We start from the raw sequence: 24,099 nt of genomic DNA on the forward strand, positions 1-24,099 counted from the left end.
AAATAAATATCCTACAAAAATTATTTTTTATTTTTAAAGAGTATATAGGAGTTATATATTATATCTATTAAAAACACTAAAGAACTTCTAGGGGTGATGTCATATCCTTTAAATTCATTCTTTTCAACTTCCCCGCTGATGGACAATCTTGAAAGGTTTGCTAAAGGTGAATTAGGTGAATTCACTATGCAAGCTGTTTTGAAATTTCCAAAGGAAAGCTTTTCTGCTATTGAAATTAAAGTTTGGGTTTTACCACTGTTTGAAATAAATATAACTAAATCTTTATAATGAAGTGTATTTGGCAATAAATCTATTATGTGTGATTCATATATGTATATAGAATTTTTGTTAAACTGCATCAAAAGTTTTGAAAAATACTCTCCTATAGTTTTAGTAAGTCCCACTGCTACTATTATTATTTTTTCAGATCTATCTATCATTTTGATTAGCTCATTTAAATCATCATGATTAATATTTTCAGCCGTTGAATTAATGTCTGTAACTATAGATTTAATTATGTTTTCGTTTTTGGATAAGTTGTCCTGATTTATACTTTTTATGATGTATTTTAGTTCAGAAAACCCTAAAAGATCAAGTTTATGACACATTCTAATAATAGTTGTGGTACTTACACTATTCACTTCTGCCATTTTGGTTAAGCTCTGAGTTTTTGCAAGATTTAAGTTATTATCTATATAATAAAAAACATGTTTTTCAGAATAACTAAGAGAAGGAAGTTTATTTTGAAATTTAGTTAATAATTTACCCATGAATAAATCTCCTTATAATACTGAATTATAGTATTAGGTTAGGTCAAAATATATAATATTATTCTAAATATATTAATGATTTTAATCAAGATTTATTTTATGTTACTACACTTTTTTATAGGTTAAATATAGTTTCATTTATATGTTAATTTAATTTGTTGTGCTAGTTAAAGTGGGGTTGTAGGATAATATTTGAAATAAAACATTAATATTTGTAATTAAACATTTTATGATGTTAAATCAAGAGATTCTAATACAAAAGATTAAATGGCAAAAGAGATTGGTTTATGTAAAAACATTGCAATAAGTATATATTTTAGGTGAAAATTAAATGTATATATTAAGTACAAATGTACATGTTTTGTATAATGAAAACATTTAAATATATGTTATCAATAGAATATAGATATTAAATTGCCTAAATAAATAAAACTTAAAGTTTATTTTAAAATAAAAATCAATTATTTCAAATTGAAAATTTATTTTTAAGTTTAAACTTTAAAATTTAATATTAAATTTTATCATTTAAGATATATCTAAGGATAAATTTTAAGCATTAAAATAAATTTAAAAAAAGGAGATGAGTTTCATGGATTTAAAACAAATGACAAATGAAAAATTAATCTTATTAGATTTTCATGGTGAATCCAAAAAAGATGTCATAGACACTTTAGTAAATAAGCTATATGAACAGGGTTATTTAGAGTCAAAAGAAGATTTTGTAAAAGCTGTCATGAAAAGAGAGGAACTTTCTGAAACCGGTTTGGAAAAGGGGTTAGCAATACCTCATGGAAAATCTAAATCAGTAAAAAAGGCAGTTTTTGCAGTGGCTAGATTAAACAACAAACTAAAGGATTGGGAAAGTATAGATGAAACTAATGAAGTTGATTTAGTATTTTTGCTTGCAATTCCAGAAGAAGAAGCAGGATCAACTCATTTAAAACTTTTAGCTGAACTTTCTACAGCATTAATGAATGATAACTTTATAAGAAATATTAGGACTTCTAAAACATCAAAAGAATTTATTAATGCTCTAGGCCATAAAGAAAAAGCAGAAAAAGTTAATAAGGATTATGATAAGACAGTATTAGCTGTAACAGCTTGTCCAACTGGTATTGCTCATACCTATATGTCAGCTGAAGCTCTTGAAAAAGCAGGAAAAGAAATGGGCATAAGGGTTATTGTAGAGAAGCAAGGAGCAAACGGTATAGAAGATAGGCACACAAAAGAATTAATTGAAAAAGCAGATGGAATTATATTAGCTACAGATATTGCAGCAAAGGATGTAGGAAGATTTAACGGAAAACCATATATTAAAACAAAAGTTGCAGAACCTTTAAAAAATGCTAAAGGGTTAATCGAAAGAGTATTAAACAATCCAGATGGAACAATAAATGAAGAAAATGGAGTAACATCTAGTGATAATTCAAAGGGGAAACAAAGTATTTTATCTGAAATGACTCAGTCTATAATGACAGGTATTTCATACATGATTCCTATAATTGTTGCAGCAGGACTTATGATGGGTATTGCTAAACTTGGAGCAATGGGTTTTGGAATAGTAAATGAAATTGGTAATGCAAAATATGCTGTATCTCCAAATCAGATTATAAAAATACTTCACTATTTAGATGCCTATGGATCAATGATATTTAAATTCATGTATCCTATTTTCTCTGCTTATGTTGCATACTCAATTGCAGATAGAGGCGGATTGTTATCAGGATTTATAGGTGGTGCTTTTGCCACTGGACTTCACTATACTTTCTGGGAAGTAAAAGGAGGAATTCCTTCAGGATTCTTAGGAGCATTAGTTTTAGGTTTAGTAGCAGGGTATGTTTCAAAATTAGTTAACGAGAAGATAAAGCTTTCAAAAAACTTTGCAGCAATGAAACCTATGTTTTTCATTCCAGCAATAAGTGTATTAGCAGTATTCTTTATAAATTTCTATATAGTTGACCCAGTGTTTGGATCATTAAATCTATGGTTGAAAAATACAATTCAATCAGCATCAGGAGCTGGAACTTATTCTTTATGCATGATAATCGCAGCAGCAACAGCCTTTGATTTAGGTGGACCTATAAATAAAGCAGCAGGAGCTATAGCAATAGGACTTGCAGCTGACCATATATTCCCATTAACAGCTAGGGTGTTATCAATAGTAATTCCTCCTATGGGACTTGGACTTGCAACTATTCTTGATAAATATATTGTTAAAAGACGTGTATTTGATGAAAATTTAAGATTTACAGGTAGAACTTCATTATTATTAGGATTTTTAGCTATAAGTGAAGGTGCAATACCGTTCATGCTTAAAAATCCATTAATAACAATTCCAATAAATATAATTGGAGCAATGATTGGATCTGTTGTAGCAGTAGCATTGGGAGCAGTTCAATGGAATCCATTACCTGCTATATGGGGATGGCCACTTGTGGAAAATTTATGGGCTTATCTAGTGGGACTTTTATCAGGTGTTTTATTTATAGCCCTTACAAATATATTTGTTAGAGCATCAATACTTAAAAAGAAAGAAAGCTAAATTTTATAAAATATAGAACCATTCTTAGTTACTTATTTTCTTTTATATTATTTAATAAAAATTTGCTTTAAATAAATAAAAATTATTATTTTCTAACTTACCTTATTTTATATTTAAAATAAGGTAAAATTTTAATTTTGCTTAGTTTAATGGAGGTCAAAAATGAGTAAAAAGAAAGTTTATGTAGTTCCTCATTCTCATTGGGATAGAGAATGGTACTTTACAATAGAAGATTCTAATGTTCTATTATCTGAAAATATTCCTTATTTGATGGATGTTTTAGAACGGGACAATGATTTTAAAAGTTATGTTTTTGATGGTCAATTATCAGTAGTAGAAGAATTTTTAAAAGTATGCCCAGAAGAAAGAGAAAGATTAAAAAACCATATATCACAAGGAAGAATATTAGTTGGTCCTTGGTATACCCAAACAGATTCTCTTCTTGTAAATAAGGAATCTATAATAAGGAATCTTTTATATGGAACTAGAATAGGGGAAGAAATGGGAAATACCATGAAGGTTGGATATCTTCCAGATATATTTGGTGAAAATATGTATCTTCCATCTATATTTAAGGGCTTTAAAATAGACTACACTGTATTTCAAAGGGGAGTTTATACAGATTCTTTAAATGAAAATTTAAATTTTATATGGCAATCTCCAGATGGTATAGAAACTAAGGCTAATAATATATTTTTAGGATATGGACCAGGAAAATTTATTTCATCTGATGATGAATATATTAAAGATAAGCTAATGCCTATGTTAGAAAAATTATCTTCATTAAATAAATCCACAGATAATATTTTACTCCCAAGTGGAGGAGATCAAGTTCTTGTAAATAAAAAATTACCTAAAATAATTAAAGAATTAAATGAAAAAATACATCATTATGAATTTATACTTTCTGATTATGAAAGTTTTATGGAAGAAACTTGGAAAAATAATAAATTTGAAAATGAAATTTCTGGAGAGCTTATAGCTTGTGAAAAATCTAGAATACATAATACTATTGGCTCTCAAAGATATGATATAAAGAGATTAAACACTTTAGTTGAAAATAAAATTCTATATGTGTTAGAACCTTTGGCTGTTATAGGAAAAGATCATGGATTAAAATATCCACAAAAATGGATTGATATAATGTGGAAGCTTATGTTTGATGTTCATGCTCATGACAGTATTGGAGGTTGCAATTCGGACGATACAAATAGAGATATAATAAATAGATTAATTAAGGTAGAAAGAATTGCAGATAATCTTATAAATTTAATTAAAAAGAAAATAACTTATTCTATTGAACATAAAATAGGAAAAGAAAATATACTTGTAGTATTTAATTTAAAAGCCAATAATAAATGTCAAAACATTGAAAGTGTAATATTTACTCGTAAAAATAAATTTGAAATAACTACATTAAATCATGACAAAGTTCAATTTGATGTGGTGGAGCAAGAGTATTTGAGCGGTGGTAAAAAGGTAGTTGTAACAGCAGAAGGAGAAAAAGAAGTGGAGCTTGAAGGATATTATAAAACTAAGATTAATTTCTTTTTAGATAAAGTTCCATCCTTAGGTTATACTACTTTAGAAATTAAAGAAAAAGAAACAAAAATGGATATATTAGAAGTTTCTAAAGAAAAATTTATAGAAAACAACAAATATAAAATTACTTTTGAAGATGGAGAATTAAAGCTCGAAAATAAAGAGAATAACAAAATAATTCATAACTTAATATGCTTTGAAGACTTGGGAGATGCAGGAGATTCTTATGATTTTTCTCCACTTAAAGGTGATACTCCTATTTTATCTAAAACTTCTTCAATTATATCCATAAAAAAGGGTGAAAAAGTTCAAAAGATGGTTATAAAAAATGAATTTAAATTGCCTAGAAACTTAAATTCTAGACAACTTAAGGAGATAAAAGATACTTTTGAAATATTAACCTATATAAAACTAATAGAAAAAGAGGATTTTGTACGAGTTAAGCATCATATAAAAAATAATGTTAAAGATCATAGAGTTAGAGTTTTATTCAATACTTCTATGGAGAATTTAACTCATTCCTATGCAGATGAGGGTTTTTCAATTATAAAAAGGGATAATAAAAATAGATACATGAAAAATTGGAGAGAAAAAGATTTTAAGGAAGCTCCAGTGTCTATATATGTTCTTGAAAATTTTGCAGCATTATGTGATGGAAATACTACATTTTCAGCTATAACTAAAGGCATAAAAGAGTACGAAGTTTTAGATGGAAAAATATTAGCTTTAACTTTATTTAGAGCTGTTGGTGTTTTGGGAAAAGATAATTTACAGTGGAGACCGGGGAGAGCTTCAGGAATAAACAATAAAGTAGTACACACTCCTGATGCTGAAATGCTTAAAGATTTAACTTTTGAATATGCTATATATTTCAAAGAAGAAAAAATATGTCCTATAAATCTATTTAGAATAGCAGACAATTTTATAGAGCATTTTGAAAGCTACCAAAGACAAAAACTTAATACCTTTGAAGAAAGGTTAGAAAGATTTGAAATACCTTTAGATTGTATAAATGGAGGTGAAAGTTATTCTATGTTTTCCATAGATAACAATAATGTTTTTGTAAGTGCCATAAAAGACAGCTGCGAAAAAGACGGAATCATAGTTAGAGTATTTAATCCAGATGATGAAGTGCAAAGTTTTTCTATTATATCAGAGAAATTTAAAAAAGTAATTTTGTGTAATTTGCATGAAGATGAAGAAAAAGTATTAGAAGAAAAAATAAAAGTACGGCCTAAAGGGTATGTAACCTTAAAACTAAAATCATAGATAGCATTAATTTAAAAAAATAACTGACTAATGTGAGTGGTTTATATGAGTAATCTTTGGTCAGTTATTTTCTTTCCTGTTAGTAGGAAAGAGCTGAACATCCTATTCAACTTACGGAACTTTTAAATAATAGGAAAGCTTAAATAATAAGAAATTTAAAATAATTAGGTGGTAGAAAATATGAATAAGAATCAATTACTTCAAAGTTTAAAAGATAAACTAAAATATATATATGAAGATAAATATAATGAAGAATTCATTTTAAAAATGGAGCAACTTATAACACAATGGGAAAATAAACAGTGGGAAAAAGCAGATAAAATAACAGAAAAAAATATTTATCTTATAACTTATGGAGATAGTATATATGAAAAACATAAAAATACTTTAAGAGCTCTAAATAAGTTCTTAAAAGAACAAGTGGAAGATTCTATAACAGATGTACATTTATTGCCTATGTTTGAATACACATCAGATGATGGATTTTCTGTTGTAGATTATAAGAAGATTGATGAAAAATTAGGTCATTGGCAGGATATTGATGATCTTTCTAAAAATTATAGATTAATGTTTGATTTTGTAGCAAATCACATTTCTAAAAGCAGTGAATGGTTTAAAGGATATATAAATGATGAACAGAAATATAAAAATTTTTTTATACCTTATGATGAAAATTTTGATACTTCAAAGGTTGTACGTCCAAGAACTTCCCCTTTGTTCCATAAATATAAAGGTAAAAATGGAGAAAAAACAGCATGGACAACATTTAGCCAAGATCAAGTGGACATAAATATAAGTCATTTCCCTGTACTAGTTGAGATGACAAATATAATACTTATGTATGCAAATAGAGGTGCTACAAGTATAAGATTAGATGCTATAGGATTTTTGTGGAAAGAATCAGGTACTAGCTGTATGCATCTAAAAAGAACCCATGAAATAATAAAACTTTGGAGATGTATATTAGATTATTTTAAGCCCAATACCCAAATAATCACAGAAACTAATGTGCCTCATAAAGAAAATATAAGTTATTTTGGAAATACAAAAGATGAAGCAAATATGGTATATCAATTTTCATTGCCACCACTAGTATTGTATACTTTCACAACTCATGATTCATCTAAATTAACTAAATGGGCAAAAACTATAGATGTGGTGTCAAATAAAGCCACTTATTTTAACTTTTTATCTAGTCATGATGGCGTTGGAATGAGGCCTACAGAAGGTATTTTAACAGAAGATGAAAAACAAATATTAGTGGATAAAACCTTAGAAAATGGAGGAAGAGTATCATATAAAACAAATAAGGATAATACTAAATCTGTGTATGAATTAAACATAAATTATCATGATGCATTAATTAATAAAAATGAGGATACAAGTGAAGATTTAGAAGTGAAAAAAATATTAGCAGCAAATTCTATACTTCTTTCCTGTATTGGAGTTCCAGCTATTTATTATCATTCATTATTAGGATCAAGAAATGATGAAAAGGGCATGCAAATGTCTGGCATTAATAGAAGGATAAATAGAGAGAAACTTTGTTATGACGCTATTACGAAGGAGCTAAAAACAAATTCCAGAAGAAATAGGATATTTAATGGACTTAAATATATAATAAACTTAAGAAAGAAAGAATCAGCTTTTTCACCTTATGCTAGTCAACAGGTCTTAGATTTAAATAAGAATGTCTTTGCACTTGAAAGAATAAATGAAGATACAAAAGAAAAAATAACTTTTATAGTTAATGTATCTTGTGAAGATGTAGAATTTAATTATGACATTAAAGGAGAAAATATTGTAACTAGAGAAAAAATCAATGGCATAGTTAAACTAAAATCATATCAATTTGTATGGATTAAATAGATTTATTTTTAAATAGAAAACGCCGTAAAATTCAATTAATGATATGCTTCATTTAAAGTAGACAGATTAAAAAATATGAAATCTGTTACCATAAATTTTTTATTTTTAATCTGCTCCTTTATTTAGTATATAATTGTAAAATAATTATAACATGCAATAACATCTAAAAGAGTAAATTTTTTCTTATATGATTCTTAATAATTTTATATTATTTGTAATAAGGATTAGTTTTACAAAAGTTATTTAAATATAAATTGGATATATATTCTATAGTATAATTTTTGCTTGTTCTATTTATACTATTTGTAACAAGAGAGGTTGTATAAGTTAAATTATAAAATGGTCTTTTGTTCTTTACTAAGTTTTGTACCTCTCTTGTTGTCTTAATTATTTGCATATCCGTGATTTTTCTGTTTACTGGTGAAATTAAACAATAAAAGAAGTTTTATTAAAGATATGATACTTAGATTTTAATTATTAGAATTTATTTGGAACTATAACTTTAGTAAAGAATAGATGTATACATAAATGGTAGAGAATTATGGAACTATCACTATATGTATATTTGAAAAGAATTGATATGAAGGTTTCTATGAATCATGCTATTTAAAAATCTTATTACATAAAAAGTAATATGAGTCTCTATTTAAAATCTTATTATATAAAAAATGATATGAGTCTGTATTTCAAATCTTATTATATAAAGCAATATGAGTCTATGTTTAAAATCCTTGGAATTGGAAGCATACTTACATAGAAGTAAAATTATTGAAAAGATATATCGAAAATTTTATTTGTAATATTAATATTATTTTTGTTATATACAACAATATCATTGTTAACAATTTCATCTGAATGCTTAGATGATAGTTTACATTTAACTAAAAAGTATCTCCCTCTAGGTATATTAAGCTTATGTTTTTTTCTGCCTAAGGAAACTTTTATGTATGCAATATTATTATCACAATTTTTACCGCTTATCACTAGATATTTACCTTTATTAGTTTTACAATTTTCATATTCAATACAGCCAGTACACTTATGAGTTTTATGAACCCTATATCTGCAGTTAACTCCTCTAGATAATTCTGCAATACCTAAGGATTTATTGTTAATACCATATAAAACTAATTTTTTATTATCAATATCTATCTGTTTTCTTATAGTAATATTATTAACTTTTACTATAGGCTCATTGTTGTTAATAAAATGTTTTATATTACTTTCTAATTGTTCTTTGTTATTTGTAATAGCATAAGTTTTAAAATATAAAATCAAGGCTGTGCAAAAACATATAATCAATAAAGTATACAAAAATCTTTTCATAAAATCACCTTAAATTCATAATATTCTCTATTTTCCTTCAGACACAAATAATTATATCATGTTCTAATTAGAATAAATAGTACTTTTGTAACATATGTAGGATTAATGTCATTTAAAGTCTAAAATTTGTTGTGAAATTTTAGTAAAGTATGTTTTGTATTTCAACGATATATGGATTGTTAATATAAAGACAATATTAAACTTAATTATAGATTTCAAAATACAACTGAAGCATATTGGAAACTAGATTATATTAATTAATTATAAAAAATAAAACTATATTAACAAACAGTTAAGGAGGCAGAAATGGAATATAGTAAGTTAGATACAAATGCCATGAAATCATGGTTTATATCAAGGGGAATAGCTACAATAATAGTGACAGCAGTACTTTTTATTATTCAATGGTTTTTCACAAAAAAAATTCCTGTGAATTTTTTTATAAACCATAGTTTTGGTATTAAAATATTCATTGGAATAATAGGTTTGATTTTATTATTAAATTTTATTTTATATCCATTTATAGAATATAAACAATGGAGATATGTTATTACAAAGGATAAGATAGAGTTTTCAGAAGGTATATACTATATAAAAACAACTATAATTCCTATAATTAGAGTTCAGCACATAAGGATAAATCAAGGTCCTGTAAATAGAATGTTAAATTTAGCCAATGTGGATATATTTACTGCAGGAGGGAGTCATACAATACCTAATCTAAATATAGAAAAAGCAAATGAAATTGGTAAATATTTAAAAGAAAAAATCAAGGAAAAGGTTGATAAAAATGATAAGTAAACCAATGAGAAATCACTTTTTATATATTATAAAGAACATAATTAATTTTATTAAGAGTTCATTGTTTTTAATAGTATTACTTTTAGTAAAAATGTCAGATATAAGAGTATTATTAGGGGTTCTGGCAGTTGTATCTATAACAATTATTTATATAGTACTGAGTTGGAGAAAAATCATATTCTACATAAAAGATGGTATGTTAGTTTCAGAAAAAGGGATCATTTCAAAATCTAAACAAGAAATACCCTTTGACAAAATAAATACCATAGATTCTACTCAAAGTGTTTTAGATAGAATATTTAAGGTTTATACATTAAAGATAGATACAGGAAGTGTTGGTCTTGAAAAAACAGAATTTAAAGTAATTGTAAAATATGAAATTTTAGAACAGCTTAGAAATACAATATTAGGTTCAACTGAAGAAGAATTTACACATCAACATAGTGGTGAACATATAAAAGGGAACTTTCAGCATTCAAACTTAGAGGAAAATGAGGGATTAGAAGAAAAAGATAGTTTAGATAATTATAATTTATATGGAAACGTCCAAGCACCAGATACACATGATAATTCAGATTTAGATATGAAGATAGGTACAAAAACACAAGGTCTCCATAACAAATTAGATTTAGATTCCAAGGGAAAACTACAAGGACAAGCATCTTGTGATGATTCTAGCTTAGATTTAAAGAGAGAATTAGTAACACAAACATCTTCAAGGAACAATGACAATTCTAAATATTACAATGGGAATGATAAATTTACTAGAAATTCTAAATTTAATAAGAAGGAAGAACCAATAAATAAAAAAGTTATAACAGGAAAAGAAATATTTAAATATGCTACAACTAAAAGTAAAATTCTATGGTCAATAGGTGGATTCTTTGCAATGTATAATTCTTTAGATGATATAGTTAGACATTTTGATATGAAAATTCCTTATATATATAAGTATATAAATTTAAATTCAATACAAACCAAGTCAGTTTTTATTTTAATCTTAGGATTAATAGTTTTTATGGCATTTATATATATGGTTATGGTTATAGGTTCCGTTATTTTTGAAATGATAAGACTCAATAATTTTACAGTAGAAACTTATAGGGATAAAATTAGTATATCCTATGGTGCACTTGATAAGAAAAAGTATTCTTTTAAACTTAATAAAATATATGGAATAAAGTATAAGCAATCAATACTTCAGCAGCTTATGAAAATAGGAACAATAGAACTTATAACTATAGGTTATGGTGATGAGAAAGATGAAAAGGCGATTTTGTATCCTATAGTAGATAAAAAGTCTAAAGATGAATTTATAAGAAATGTATTGCCAGATATGATATTTGAAGGTGATAGAAAAGTACCACCTAAGAAAAGTAAAATAAGATTTATTATAAGAAATTTCATAATTTGGACTGTGATTATTCTACCTATATATATATTATTAAAGATTGTACCTATTAATATAAAATTAACTATAGTTATATTTACTTCAGTACTTGTATTGATTTATAGTTTACTTGATTATAAAAACACATCCTTAGGCACTAGTAAAGATGTATTAATAGTGAGCCGTGGAGGTTTTACAAAAGTTACAACAACAATAAGGGAATCCAATATGCAATCTATAACTAAAAAGCAAAGTCCATTCCAAAAGAAAGCAGGAATTTCTACCTACATAATAAGCTTATATACCAATGAATTAGGAGATTCCATTAAGGTAAAATACATGGACAATTCACTTTATAATAAGATACAAGAAAATATAAAGTTTTAATTTCAGTGTATATGGTATGTAAAATATAAAGTCCTTAGTTTAGTGTGGATAGTATAAAAAATATAAAATTTTTAGTTTAGGGTAGATGATATGGAAAATGGAAAGCTTAAAATTTAGTACATATCATATATGAAATTTAGCAACAAATAGGACACAGGTGGATGGATCTGTGGCACTAAGAATAAATACTACAATATATTGTGTTAACTTTAAACTATAAAACAATATATTGTGATTAAATTCTTTAATGCCACAGCCACATAAAATTAAAGAATAAGAAGGTGCACATTATAGAAAATTCAGTACAAAACTCCATACCAAAAAGTGGAATATCTATAAAAGAAAGTATAATATTAATGATAAAAATATGGATTTATCAAGAAATATATATGCTGCCTTGGCTAGTATTATCAGAAGTTTTAAAGCTAAAAGGGCTAGAATGGATGTGTATTCCTACTGAAGAGTTAGGAAAGATACTATCATATATTTTTGTTATAAAAAAGATGACAAAAAGATTTAGAAAAGTAGAAGAATTTCAGTTTAAGGTTAAATATAAACCTAGTGCAAAAGAATGGATTTTTGTAATGATAGCTGTAATAGCATACATTTTTGCATATGACAATAGCATAGGACTTTTAATAAATCTTATACCAGAAAATGAATGGTTTAAGCAAGCATTTAAGGAATTAGGACAACAACCTTTTTTAATACAACTTATTGCTATGTGTGTAACTGCTCCAATTTTTGAAGAAATGATTATTAGAGGCATAATACTAGAGAGATTAAACAAAAGATGTGGTGCTATAAAAGCTATTTTAATTTCTTCATTATTTTTTGGAATAATGCATTGGAATATACATCAAGGTGTAGATGCATTTTTCGCAGGATTACTTATGGGATATGTTTATGTTAAAACAGACTCATTAATACTTACAATAGCTATGCATTTTGCAAATAATTTATATTGCTTAATAGCAGACTATGTACCTTATTTAGAGAATTTTGAAACTAAAGCTGGATTTGTGGGGGCAATAGTTGGTGCAGTTGTACTTTTTATGATTTGCAGATATTTTTCTAAATCAAAATCATACTCAAAAGAATCTAATATTAAATTAGACTTTTAAATTTATGAGGATTTTACAATATAAATATAATTGTCAGTAATATTGGACTAAAGTTAAATTTACCCAAATATGATTTTTTAGAGTTACTTTAACTATTAGAACATATAAGTATAGTAAGTATCTAAATATTTCATATTCAAATATTAAGAAAAGCACCTTAAAATTAATTTCAATATTCTTCTTTTAAAGTAGACAGATTAAAAAATCTGTTATTAAAAAGGGGAAGTATATAAATGGTTTATATTCAAGGATTAAGTCTGTAAAGTAATATTAAGTGTATAAATATTTTATATTCAAATATTAATAAAAAGCCCCTTACAATTCAAGTTTAAGGGACTTTTTTATGTTGTAGATTTTTTATTTTTTGTTTAATTTAATGCTTTGTGTTTTTTAAAGCAATTGTAACATTATAATAGTGTTACTTTTATATTATATTATTAAGTAAAGAAAAATTTTATTAAGATTTAAGATTCTATTCTCTTTATTGTATCTTCAACACTTTCCACTGTGGCAAATCTATTATTGAATATATTAAAGTTATAGAAATTATATATATCTTCTGCTAGCATACTTTCATCATTAAATGTTGTGTTTGTTTTCTCTGGAATAATAACTTTAAAACCATATTCAAAGGCCACTTTGCAGTTAGTATCTATACAATATTCTGTTTGCATTCCTGTAATTATTAATTCATTTATGCCCTTATCATTTAAACATTTCTTTAGATTAGTTTCTTTGAAGGCAGAATTGTAATCTTTGGTTATTACAATGTCTTTAGGAGTAGGAGCTATATCTTTAAAAATCCTCCAGCCCTTTGAATTTGGATCAAGTCCACCACCAATTTCACCATTATGTTGAATATAAATTACTGGTACATTATTTTCTCTACATGATTCAATTAATCTTTTTATATTATTTATAAATTCATCAGCACCAAAAGGCGCGGCCCACATTAATGAATTTTGAATATCTATAATTAGAAGTGCCGTAGTTTTCATTGTGTAATTCCCCTTTGTAAATTTATTATTTTATAAAAAACATGAAAAATGTTTTAATTGCTATATAGTATAATTATTGGATAATTTGTATAAAAATTATAGCATACTTTATATTATCTTCATATAACTTTTAAATAATTTTTTTATCCAATTATAATTAATAGTATCTGATAGTTAATAATATGATTTTATAAATAAATATAGTGCCAACCCTTTGGGCTAGCACTAATTTACTTTGTAATTTTATTATTCATTGATACCCTGTGTAAATTTATTTTTGTTTATTATTCATCTGAAGATATGTTTTGTAAAATAGATCTTTAAGAACTAACATAGAATTTTCCAAAGAATAATTATATTTTTTCATCATATCTTCTATAAGGTTAACAAATACTTTACTATATTCTTTGCAATCTACTGTGTTTTGATATTCTCCAAGGACAGGATAAAGCTTAGTCCAATCAATAGTATATTTATTAGAACCCTGCAAGGATACTTCAGCAGTTACAATTTCATTATCTTTCAATAAATAATCACAACTAACTTTTAAAGCATCAGATAATTTTGGTATTTTTGAAGTCTCTGGAAAAGCTAAATCAGACTCCCACTTAGAAATAGTCTGTCTTGTAACCTGTAATAATTCAGCTAATTGATCCTGTGTCATATTTATATCTTTTCTAGCCTTAGCTATTTTTTTACCAGTTTTCATTTATTTCTCTCCCTTCGGCTTTATGTTTTAATTGTACCATTTGAAAATAAAAATCCAAACCAACTCACTGTTTCTAAAAGCAACCTACAGTTGCATTTCAATAGTAAATATGTAATTTGCTAAATCAAGTATAAAAAATTATGATATAATTAATTGAAATACAAAATATAGAGGAGGAAAAGCAATGCAGGAAGTAGTACAATCCGTAGATAGATCCCTTTCTATATTGGAAGTGTTATCTGACTATGAAGATGGACTTGGCATTACTGAAATAAGTGAAAAGGTAAATTTACATAAAAGCACTGTACATAGATTATTGGCCACATTGATATATAAGGGATATGTTAAGCAAGAATATAAAGCAAATAAGTATAAACTTACCTTAAAGTTGTTTCAACTTGGAAATAAAAAAATACAAAAAATGGATTTAGTCACAGTAGCAAGACCATATTTAAAGGAATTAGTAGAAAAAACTAATGAAGTGGCACATTTAGTTGTAACGGAAGATACGGAAATTATTTATGTTGAAAAAGAAGAATCACAAAATACAATAAGAACACATTCTACAATAGGGGATAGAAGACCTCTTTATTGTACTGCTGTAGGTAAATCTATTTTATCTTATATGGAAGATGATAAAATAGAGGAAATATGGAATAAAAGTAATGTGCAAAAGCTTACGGAATATACTATAACGGATTTTAATGAATTTAAAAAATATTTAAATAAAGTACGAAAAAATGGATATGCAGTGGATGAACAAGAAAACGAAGTTGGAGTGAGATGTGTAGGGGCTTCAATTTTTAATTATAAAGGTGAAGTATGTGGAGCTATAAGTATTTCAGGGTCTATAATTACTTTTACTGAAGAAAAATTAGAAGACTTTTCAAAACTTATAATTGAATATACACATAAAATATCTAAGGAACTTGGCTACAGAGGATAATGTACCTTTGTTTCTTTTTGTTTTGAAAAATATTTAATAACAAGAATAAAAAAATCTAAGGAACTTGGCTATAGAGGATAATGTAGCCTTGTTTCTTTTTATTTTGAGAAAATATAATAATAAGAATTTTAAAAAATAATAAATAAATTTAAGGAACTTGGCTATAGAGGATAATGTAGCTTAGTTTCTTTTATTTTGGAAAAATATGCAATAATAAGAATTTTAAAGAATATCAAATATATCTAAGGCTAAAAGTTAATAATCCTAAAATATAAAAAATATATGTTTTGATACGTGAAACTAAATTTTGTATAATGGAATAAACCGTAGGATATATAGGAGGAGGAATGATGGTGATAGAAAAATTAAATACTTTAAAAAGAATTATAAATGTAGGCGTAGTTGCAGTTGTTAGAGCAGATAATGCTGATATGGCACAAGAAATATCAAAAGCATGTATAGAAGGAGGAATACCTTCTATAGAGATAACTTTTACAGTTCCTAATGCAGATAAGGTAATCACATCTTTAAAAGAAAAGTTTAAAAAAGAAGAACTTATAGTGGGAGCAGGAACAGTATTAGATAGTGAAACAGCTAGGATAGCTATACTTGCTGGAGCACAATATATAGTTAGTCCAGGCTTTGATTTAGAAACTGCAAAACTTTGTAACAGATATCAGATCCCTTATATGGCAGGTTGTATGACCATAACTGAGATAATAAAAGCCCTAGAAGCTGGAACAGATGTAATAAAATTATTTCCAGGCAGTGCATATGGTCCAAGTATAGTTAAAGCAATAAAAGTACCACTTCCACAAGCGAATATAATGCCTACAGGTGGAATTGATATAAATAATGTAGACCAATGGATTAAAAATGGATGTGTTGCTGTAGGTGTTGGTGGGAAACTAATGGAACAAGCTAAAAAAGGGAACTATAAAGAGGTTACTCGTTTATCAAGAGAGTTTGTGAATAAAGTTAAAATGGCAAGAGAAAGCTTAGCTTAGGAGGAAATAATATGAGTAAGAAAGTTGTAACCATGGGAGAAGTATTACTTAGATTATCAACACCAAGTAATAAAAGATTTATTCAAGCCCAATCTTTGGATGCAGTTTATGGAGGAGCAGAAGCTAATGTAGCTATATCTTTAGCCAATTTTGGATTGGACCCATATTTTGTGAGCAAGATTCCTTATAATCCAATAGGTGAAAGCGCATTAAATAATTTAAGAAAATTTGGAGTTAAAACTGACTATATAGCTAGAGGTGGAGAACGATTAGGTATATATTTTGTTGAAAAAGGAATGTCTATAAGACCATCTAAAGTTGTATATGACAGAGCGAATTCTTCAATGTGCACAGCAGATTTAGATGATTTTGATTTTGATACAATATTTAAAGGAGCAGATTGGTTTCATTTTTCAGGAATAACCCCTGCCATAGGAGAAAAAGGAATAAAAATTGCAAAGAAAGCTGTAGAAGTTGCAAAACAAAATGGCGTTAAAATAAGTTTGGATCTAAACTATAGAAAACAACTTTGGGGAATAGAAGAATTCGAAAGGGTCATGTCAGGGTTGTTACAGGATGTAGATGTATGTTTTGGATGGCTTAGTAGTTTAGAATCAAATAATAATGAATATCACGTAGCCGATTTTGCAAAAGAAGGAATTAATATTAAAAGATTAGAAGAAGTTTTTGGTAAGATGATAGAAAAATTTAATATAAAGTATGTAGTAACTACTATGAGAGAAAATTTTTCAGCTTCTCACAATGCTTTATCTGCCATCATTTATAATGGAAAAGAAATATATCAATCTAAAAGATATGATTTTAATATAGAAGATAGAGTAGGGGCAGGAGATGCCTTTGCAGCAGGATTAATATATGGACTAGTTACGGGAAAAGACTATAGAGATGCTCTTGAATTTGGAGTAGCTTCTTCTGCATTAAAACATACTATTTTAGGAGATACTAATTTAGTAACAGTGGACGAGGTTAGGGCTATTGTAAACGGAAACATATCAGGAAGTGTTGAAAGATAAAAAACATCATAAACTTTATAGCTGTAGGGGAATTAAATATTAAGTTTATGAAACAATGTAATAAATATACATCATACAAGTATTTAGAGAGGATGAGTTAAAATGCTAAAAAGTCAAGAAATAAGATTAAAAGCACCAGAAATGGATTCTTTAAGGATAGGTTCAGGTTGGAAAGTAGAAGACCTTTCAAAACCACAAATAATAGTAGAAAGTAGTTTTGGACACAGCCATCCAGGAAGTGCTCATTTAGATATATTAGTTGAAGAAGCTTGTATTGGTATAAATAATAAGGGAGGTAAACCAGCTAAATTTTTCGTAACTGATATTTGTGATGGGCAAGCACAAGGACACGATGGAATGAACTATTCTTTAGCTTCAAGAGAATTTATGGCTAATATGATAGAAACACATGTAGAGGCAAGCCCATATGATGCAGGGGTATTTATAACAAGCTGTGATAAGTCAATGCCAGCACATCTTATGGCTTTAGCTAGACTCAACATGCCAGCTGTAGTAGTACCAGGAGGAATAATGAATGCAGGACCTAATATGCTAACTTTAGAACAAATAGGAGCATATAGCGCACAGTATGAAAGAGGAGAAATATCAGAAAAAGAGTTTACCACATTAAAACATAATGCTTGCCCAAGTTGTGGAGCATGTTCTTTTATGGGAACAGCATCTACAATGCAAGTTATGGCAGAAGCTTTAGGAGTTGCACTTCCAGGAACAGCCCTTATGCCTGCTACATCAGAAAATATTAAAATAGCAGCTAAAAAAGCAGGAGAGCATGCTGTTAAGTTAGTGGAAATGGCAATAAAACCTTCAGATATTATGACGAAAAAAGCTTTTGAAAATGCAATAATGGTACATGCTGCTATAGCTGGATCAAGTAATAGTTTACTTCATATACCAGCAATTGCACATGAACTTGGAATAGAAATAGAACCAGATTTGTTTGATGAAATACATAGGAAGATTCCTTATATATTAAATATTAGACCAAGTGGATTTTATCCAGGAGCTTATTTTTGGTATGCAGGTGGGGTACCAGCTATAATGGAGGAAATCAAAGAATTTTTACATTTAGATGTTATAACTATTACAGGAAAAACTTTAAAAGAAAACTTAGAAGACTTAAAGAGAACTGGATATTATGAAACTTGTAATAAATATCTTAAAGCTTTAGAAGTGAAAAAAGAAGATATAGTAAGATCTAAGGACAACCCAATTCAAGTCCAAGGTGCAATTGCTATATTAAAAGGAAATTTGGCTCCAGAAGGGGCAGTAGTGAAACATTCAGCCGTATCTAAAAAATTAATGAATGTTGTATTAAAAGCTAAAACTTATAATTGTGAAGAAGATGCATTAAGGGATGTTCTTACAAAAAAAGTTAAGCCAAAAGATGCAGTATTTATAAGATATGAAGGACCAAAGGGATCTGGTATGCCAGAAATGTTCTATACTACAGAAGCAATAGCTTCAGATCCAGAATTAGTTGAATCTATAGCACTTATAACAGATGGAAGATATTCAGGAGCTACAAGAGGACCAGCAATAGGGCATGTATCTCCAGAAGCTAGTGAGGGAGGACCTATAGCATTAGTTGAAGATGGAGATCTTATAAAAATAAATATACCAGAAAGATTACTCCAAATAGTGGGAGTCAATGGAAAAGAAAAAACAGAAAAGGAAATAGAAGAAATATTAAAAGAAAGAAAGTCAAAATGGGTAAAACCAGCACCAAAATACACTAAGGGTGCTTTAGGAGTTTACACAAAACTTGCAGTATCACCAATGAAAGGTGGATATATGGAATAATACTCCATATATCCCTCTAAACTACTGAACATCATAACAAATTCACTTTTAATTTTTAAGGCATATTAAATTCATTAAACGTAATTTTATATTAACTTTATGGGAGGGATTTTTATGTTAACAGGACCGTTATTAATTGGAGTATTTTTGCTTTCAGTAGTGGTTTTATTGGTAACTATTATAAAATTTAAATTAAATGCATTTGTATCATTATTACTTACTTCTATAATTACAGCAGTATTAGTAAAAATGCCTGTTCAGGATATTGGTGACAACGTTTCCAAAGGGTTCGGAAATACTTTGGCAGGGATAGGAATTGTAACAGGTCTTGGTGTTATGCTTGGTACTTTTATGTTTAAGTCCGGTGGTATAGAAGTAATGGCTAATACTATTCTTAAAAAGTTTGGAAAGAATAATACACCTGAAGCCATTGCTTTATCTGGTTTTCTTACAGGCATTCCTGTATTTGGTGATGTAGTTTATATTATGTTTGCTCCAATGCTGAGAGTTCTTTCAAAAAAGACAGGAGTTTCTATGGTAGCATATGCTGGTGCTCTTTCTGTTGCAACCACATGTACATATGCCTTAGTTATTCCAACCCCAGCACCACTTGCAGTGGCAGAAGTGTTAAAAATAGATGTAGGTATATTTTTTATATATGCTTTAATTTGTGCTTTTGTAGGTACTATTGCTGGTGGAATTATATATGCAAAATATGTTAATAAAGTTGATCATAAAAATAATCATGCATATTGTTGCGAAGATGCCACATTAGAAAAACTAGCATCAACAAAAGAGGAGGATGAGGAAAAACCAAGTTTTATGAAATCGTTATCCATGCTTCTTGTACCTATTCTACTCATTTTAGTAGGAAGCTTTGGTTCAATGATTCTTAGTAAAGATAGTGTAGTAACTTCTTTGCTTAAGTTTATTGGTGATAAAAATGTAGCCATGCTTATTGGTGTTATTTATTCAGCTATTGTTTCTATGCCATATATAAAAAGTAGTGTTTCAGATATTATGACCGAAGCTGCTGATCAGGTTGGACTAATCCTATTAATAACAGGAGCTGGTGGTGCCTATGGAAATGTACTTCAATCCACAGGAATCGCAGACTATATTGCAAAAACTTTATCAGGATTTGCAATTCCAATCTTATTACTTTGTTTTATTATTTCCCAAATAATTAGATGTGCTCAAGGTTCTACAACGGTTGCTCTTTTAACTACAGCATCTATACTTGGTTCAACCATAGCATCTTCAAAAATTTCACCAGTATTATGTGGAATTGCTATTTGTGCAGGGGGAATTGGCCTATCACTTCCAAATGATTCAGGATTTTGGGCAATCAGTAGATTTTTCAAAATTTCTGTCAGTGATACCATTAGAGCATGGACAGTAGGAGGATTTATAGCAGGTTTAGCAATACTTGTAGCAGTATTTGTTTTATCCTTGTTTCAAGGAATATTGCCAGGTTTAGTGTAAATAAGTTAAATTTTAATCTAATTTTCCTTTAAGTTTATTAAAAAATAATATTTATATATTAGTTTTGAACCTAGTTTAATCAAGTATTTTATATGATTAAGTTAGGTTTAAAAACCATTATAAATATAGAGTTTTTATTTTCATTAGTATATCTTTCTTTATATGTTTAAATGCCTTGTTCTATGGTAATATAATAGTATGAGGAGTATGAAAGTTATATGAAAAAAAGATTTAATGTAACTGGAACTTGTATACCAGAAAAACACTATATGGTACATATATCTAATAAGATAGATAGTATACTAGAATTAGTAAATAATGAAGAATATTTTATTATAAATAGACCAAGACAGTACGGGAAGACAACCACCTTATATTTAATAAATAGATATTTAAAAAATAGTAGTGAATATCTTCCCATAAAAATAAGCTTTGAGGGTGTTGGAGATTTAATATTTGAAGATGAAAAAATATTTTCAAAGGAATTTCTCCAGATAATTTCTAATGCTCTTTTAATAAATAATGAAGAATTGTCTCAATATTTAAAACAGCAAAAGCAAAGTGTAGAAAATTTTATTGATTTATCTGGAGTTATAACTAAGTTTATTATTAGAGCTAATAAAAAAATAGTTTTGATGATAGATGAAGTGGATAAAAGCAGCAATAATCAATTGTTCTTAAGTTTTTTAGGTATGCTTAGAAATAAATATTTACTTAGGAATGAAGGAGAAGACTATACTTTTCATAGTGTAATTTTAGCAGGAGTTCATGATATTAAGCAGGCATCCAAAATCTCTGATTTTGACATGATCGCTTACTCATGGGAAGAAATGAGCAGGAGTTTCCTCACAAAAAAATTAAAAATAAGATCAAATGAAGAACATAAGTATAACAGTCCATGGAATATAGCTTCAGATTTTGATGTAGACATGAGCTTCTCAGTAGAAGAAATAAAAACTATGTTAGATGATTATGTGGAAAATAAATCAGTGGATTTAGATAAAGAATACTACTCACAAAGGCTTTATTTTTATACTTCAGGATATCCTTTCCTAGTAAGTAAGCTTTGTAAAATAATAGATGAAAAAATAATGGACATAAATAAATTAAAATGGGAAAAAGAATATTTAGAGTTAGCGGTAAAAGAACTTTTAGAGGAGAGCAATACTAATTTTGATAGTTTAATTAAGAACATAGAAAATAACATTGAATTAGGCAGATTAGTAGATAATATTTTAATAAAAGGGGTAAAATTGAATTTCAATATTCATAATCCAGAGATAAATCTAGGATATTTATATGGAATATTTAAAAATGATAAGGGTAATTTAAAAATAAATAACAGAGTATATGAGCAGCTTATATACAATTATAGAATATCAAAGATTCAGACAAGTACTAATTTTTCTAACTATAATTCTAGAGAAATTTTTATAAATGAAAATGGAGATTTGGATATTAAAAAGGTACTATTAAAGTTTCAAGAATTTATGAAGCACGAGTACTCACAAAAAAGAGAGGCTTTTTTAGAGGAAGATGGAAGATTAGTATTCTTAGCATTTTTAGCCCCTATTATAAATGGTAATGGATTTGCATTTAAAGAAGTAAAAGGCGGAGAAGAAAAAAGATTTGATATAGTAATAACCTATAATAAAAAAATGTATATTCTAGAACTTAAAATATGGAGAGGGGAAGAATATCATAAAAAAGGACTAATGCAGTTAGGTGAATATTTACATCAGTTTGCATTAGATGAAGGTTACCTTTTAATATTTGACTTGAGAAAAGCTAAAAACCTAGTAGGTAAGACAGAAGAAAAGAAAATTAATATAGAAAAGACCAATAAAAAAATAATAGAAGTTTATTGTTAAAATGAATAATTAACAAGATATTTTCCCAACCGTTTTTAATTTTGAAACCTAGGGTAACCCTTGAAATATAAGGACTATGCTAGGTTTTCATAATGAATTTCTGAAATTTCACAATCGGTTGGTAAAATTTCTACCAAACCTTGTAAAATCAATGCTTATGTGGTAATATTGATTTTAAGGAATGGCTATTTTACTATGGGTTGAACATTAACATAGGATGTATTTAAATATTATTTCTGCATATTCTTTTCTAATGTGCATATGCGTTGAACATTAACATAGGATGTATTTAAATATAACTTGTAATTTTAGAACATTTAACAAAGTATTGTTTAACATTAACATAAGACATAAGTCAAATAGGTAAATTTAAAATTCGTTATTGAATTTTAAATTTACCTATTTTTTATTTATTTTTAATTGTATTAAGACCAATATAATAATAGAAAAATATATATTATTATGGTAAAATTTATATAATAATAGCTATAAAGAGGAGGTGAAATGGTGAAATTATACGAATTAACACTAAAAGTATTTTTGATGAAAAACATTAGCTATGAAAAAACTTTAGAAAAAATAAGTAAGTTAATAGATAAGAGTTTATCAAAGGATAAAGATTTATTAAACTTTCATGAAAAGAATAGCAACAAGTTTTACACATTTAATTCATTATATCCTATAGAAAAATCAAAAATTTATAAAGAAGGAAAAATATATTCTATAAAAATACGTACAATAAACGAAGCTTTATCGGATTATTTTAAAAAGAATCTTGTAAATGAATATACAGATTATATAAAAGCTTTAACTATAGAATGTACCACTATACCTAAAAGATACATAGAAAAAATATATTCTATAACCCCAGTGGTTATAAAAACTGAGAAAGGATACTGGAAACATAACTTATCCTTAGAACAGTTTGAAAAACGTATAAAAGATAACTTAATAAAGAAATTCAATGATTATTATAACACTAAGATAGATGAGAATTTCACATTATTTAGATTTATGAATATTGAAAATCAAAAGCCTATAGCTTCTAAATATAAAAATATAAGTATTTTAGGTGATAAACTGACATTAGCTATTGACGAAAACGAAAGTGCTCAAAAATTAGCATACTTAGCCATAGGAACATCTATAGGAGAAATGAATGCTAGAGGTTATGGATTTGTAAATTATAAATGGCTTTAAGGAGGTGA

General features: G+C 27.3%; 17 protein-coding genes. 13 read left to right on the plus strand and 4 right to left on the minus strand.

What is annotated here, in order from left to right; translation table 11 throughout:
• Positions 1-20 precede the first annotated feature (20 nt).
• The gene (locus NGI68_RS14845; protein WP_251862224.1) at positions 21-770 is read right to left on the minus strand and encodes a MurR/RpiR family transcriptional regulator; all 750 of its coding nucleotides are present in this window, start codon (positions 768-770) and stop codon (positions 21-23) included.
• A gap of 589 nt (positions 771-1,359) precedes the next feature.
• On the opposite strand from NGI68_RS14845, the gene NGI68_RS14850 reads away from it, so the two are divergent.
• From NGI68_RS14850 to NGI68_RS14860, 3 genes are all read left to right on the plus strand, one after another.
• Entirely contained in the window at positions 1,360-3,312 is a 1,953-nt protein-coding gene (locus NGI68_RS14850) for a fructose-specific PTS transporter subunit EIIC (protein WP_251862225.1), read from the plus strand.
• 162 nt (positions 3,313-3,474) lie between these two features.
• Entirely contained in the window at positions 3,475-6,123 is a 2,649-nt protein-coding gene (locus NGI68_RS14855; RefSeq protein WP_251862226.1) for a glycoside hydrolase family 38 N-terminal domain-containing protein, read from the plus strand.
• 180 nt (positions 6,124-6,303) lie between these two features.
• Positions 6,304-7,992: a sugar phosphorylase gene (locus tag NGI68_RS14860; RefSeq protein ID WP_251862227.1), complete on the plus strand. Its 1,689-nt coding sequence runs from the start codon at positions 6,304-6,306 to the stop codon at positions 7,990-7,992.
• A 765-nt stretch (positions 7,993-8,757) separates the two neighbouring features.
• On the opposite strand, the gene NGI68_RS14865 is transcribed toward NGI68_RS14860, so the two are convergent.
• Positions 8,758-9,318, minus strand: coding sequence for a hypothetical protein (locus NGI68_RS14865; protein WP_251862228.1), 561 nt, complete (start codon positions 9,316-9,318; stop codon positions 8,758-8,760).
• 306 nt (positions 9,319-9,624) lie between these two features.
• Between NGI68_RS14865 and NGI68_RS14870 the strand changes: the two genes are divergently transcribed.
• The 3 genes from NGI68_RS14870 to NGI68_RS14880 all read left to right on the plus strand — a co-directional run bounded on the left by NGI68_RS14870 (position 9,625) and on the right by NGI68_RS14880 (position 13,020).
• Positions 9,625-10,119, plus strand: coding sequence for a PH domain-containing protein (locus tag NGI68_RS14870; RefSeq protein WP_251862229.1), 495 nt, complete (start codon positions 9,625-9,627; stop codon positions 10,117-10,119).
• Positions 10,109-11,896: a PH domain-containing protein gene (locus NGI68_RS14875; RefSeq protein WP_251862230.1), complete on the plus strand. Its 1,788-nt coding sequence runs from the start codon at positions 10,109-10,111 to the stop codon at positions 11,894-11,896. The genes NGI68_RS14870 and NGI68_RS14875 overlap by 11 nt, the downstream gene beginning before the upstream one ends.
• A gap of 281 nt (positions 11,897-12,177) precedes the next feature.
• Complete coding sequence (locus NGI68_RS14880; RefSeq protein WP_251862231.1) at positions 12,178-13,020, plus strand: CPBP family intramembrane glutamic endopeptidase; 843 nt, start codon at positions 12,178-12,180, stop codon at positions 13,018-13,020.
• 464 nt (positions 13,021-13,484) lie between these two features.
• Here NGI68_RS14880 and NGI68_RS14885 read toward each other — a convergent pair whose 3' ends face one another.
• Together NGI68_RS14885 and NGI68_RS14890 are read right to left on the minus strand one after the other, a co-directional pair.
• Positions 13,485-14,018 carry a cysteine hydrolase family protein gene (locus NGI68_RS14885; protein ID WP_251862232.1) on the minus strand — a complete coding sequence of 178 codons (534 nt, stop codon included), beginning with the start codon at positions 14,016-14,018 and terminating at the stop codon, positions 13,485-13,487.
• Between the two features lie 271 nt (positions 14,019-14,289).
• Positions 14,290-14,727 carry a helix-turn-helix domain-containing protein gene (locus NGI68_RS14890; RefSeq protein ID WP_251862233.1) on the minus strand — a complete coding sequence of 146 codons (438 nt, stop codon included), beginning with the start codon at positions 14,725-14,727 and terminating at the stop codon, positions 14,290-14,292.
• A gap of 184 nt (positions 14,728-14,911) precedes the next feature.
• Between NGI68_RS14890 and NGI68_RS14895 the strand changes: the two genes are divergently transcribed.
• The 7 genes from NGI68_RS14895 (at position 14,912) to cas6 (ending at position 24,091) form a co-directional block, all read left to right on the plus strand.
• Positions 14,912-15,673, plus strand: a complete 762-nt coding sequence (locus tag NGI68_RS14895) for an IclR family transcriptional regulator (protein ID WP_251862234.1) — start codon at positions 14,912-14,914, stop codon at positions 15,671-15,673.
• Between the two features lie 353 nt (positions 15,674-16,026).
• Complete coding sequence (locus tag NGI68_RS14900) at positions 16,027-16,680, plus strand: bifunctional 2-keto-4-hydroxyglutarate aldolase/2-keto-3-deoxy-6-phosphogluconate aldolase (RefSeq protein WP_251862276.1); 654 nt, start codon at positions 16,027-16,029, stop codon at positions 16,678-16,680.
• 11 nt (positions 16,681-16,691) lie between these two features.
• A complete protein-coding gene (locus tag NGI68_RS14905) occupies positions 16,692-17,714 on the plus strand; it encodes a sugar kinase (RefSeq protein ID WP_251862235.1) in 1,023 nt (340 codons plus the stop codon).
• Positions 17,715-17,816: 102 nt separating this feature from the next.
• Positions 17,817-19,535 (plus strand): dihydroxy-acid dehydratase, encoded by a 1,719-nt coding sequence (gene ilvD / locus NGI68_RS14910; protein ID WP_251862236.1) that lies wholly within the window; start codon positions 17,817-17,819, stop codon positions 19,533-19,535.
• 114 nt (positions 19,536-19,649) lie between these two features.
• Positions 19,650-21,020, plus strand: coding sequence for a GntP family permease (locus NGI68_RS14915; RefSeq protein ID WP_251862237.1), 1,371 nt, complete (start codon positions 19,650-19,652; stop codon positions 21,018-21,020).
• A gap of 218 nt (positions 21,021-21,238) precedes the next feature.
• Entirely contained in the window at positions 21,239-22,891 is a 1,653-nt protein-coding gene (locus NGI68_RS14920) for a P-loop NTPase family protein (RefSeq protein WP_251862238.1), read from the plus strand.
• A 504-nt stretch (positions 22,892-23,395) separates the two neighbouring features.
• Positions 23,396-24,091 carry a CRISPR-associated endoribonuclease Cas6 gene (gene cas6 / locus NGI68_RS14925; RefSeq protein WP_353505410.1) on the plus strand — a complete coding sequence of 232 codons (696 nt, stop codon included), beginning with the start codon at positions 23,396-23,398 and terminating at the stop codon, positions 24,089-24,091.
• Positions 24,092-24,099 lie beyond the last annotated feature (8 nt).

Source organism: Clostridium sp. Marseille-Q2269, assembly GCF_943736985.1.
Taxonomy (GTDB): domain Bacteria; phylum Bacillota; class Clostridia; order Clostridiales; family Clostridiaceae; genus Clostridium_F.

What these genes read in the sequence shown, in the direction of transcription:
- NGI68_RS14845 (WP_251862224.1), bottom strand. Translation starts at nt 770, where the DNA reads ATGGGTAAATTATTAACTAAATTTCAAAATAAACTTCCTTCTCTTAGT.
- NGI68_RS14850 (WP_251862225.1), top strand. Translation starts at nt 1,360, where the DNA reads ATGGATTTAAAACAAATGACAAATGAAAAATTAATCTTATTAGATTTT.
- NGI68_RS14855 (WP_251862226.1), top strand. Translation starts at nt 3,475, where the DNA reads ATGAGTAAAAAGAAAGTTTATGTAGTTCCTCATTCTCATTGGGATAGA.
- NGI68_RS14860 (WP_251862227.1), top strand. Translation starts at nt 6,304, where the DNA reads ATGAATAAGAATCAATTACTTCAAAGTTTAAAAGATAAACTAAAATAT.
- NGI68_RS14865 (WP_251862228.1), bottom strand. Translation starts at nt 9,318, where the DNA reads ATGAAAAGATTTTTGTATACTTTATTGATTATATGTTTTTGCACAGCC.
- NGI68_RS14870 (WP_251862229.1), top strand. Translation starts at nt 9,625, where the DNA reads ATGGAATATAGTAAGTTAGATACAAATGCCATGAAATCATGGTTTATA.
- NGI68_RS14875 (WP_251862230.1), top strand. Translation starts at nt 10,109, where the DNA reads ATGATAAGTAAACCAATGAGAAATCACTTTTTATATATTATAAAGAAC.
- NGI68_RS14885 (WP_251862232.1), bottom strand. Translation starts at nt 14,018, where the DNA reads ATGAAAACTACGGCACTTCTAATTATAGATATTCAAAATTCATTAATG.
- NGI68_RS14890 (WP_251862233.1), bottom strand. Translation starts at nt 14,727, where the DNA reads ATGAAAACTGGTAAAAAAATAGCTAAGGCTAGAAAAGATATAAATATG.
- NGI68_RS14895 (WP_251862234.1), top strand. Translation starts at nt 14,912, where the DNA reads ATGCAGGAAGTAGTACAATCCGTAGATAGATCCCTTTCTATATTGGAA.
- NGI68_RS14905 (WP_251862235.1), top strand. Translation starts at nt 16,692, where the DNA reads ATGAGTAAGAAAGTTGTAACCATGGGAGAAGTATTACTTAGATTATCA.
- ilvD (WP_251862236.1), top strand. Translation starts at nt 17,817, where the DNA reads ATGCTAAAAAGTCAAGAAATAAGATTAAAAGCACCAGAAATGGATTCT.
- NGI68_RS14915 (WP_251862237.1), top strand. Translation starts at nt 19,650, where the DNA reads ATGTTAACAGGACCGTTATTAATTGGAGTATTTTTGCTTTCAGTAGTG.
- NGI68_RS14920 (WP_251862238.1), top strand. Translation starts at nt 21,239, where the DNA reads ATGAAAAAAAGATTTAATGTAACTGGAACTTGTATACCAGAAAAACAC.
- cas6 (WP_353505410.1), top strand. Translation starts at nt 23,396, where the DNA reads ATGGTGAAATTATACGAATTAACACTAAAAGTATTTTTGATGAAAAAC.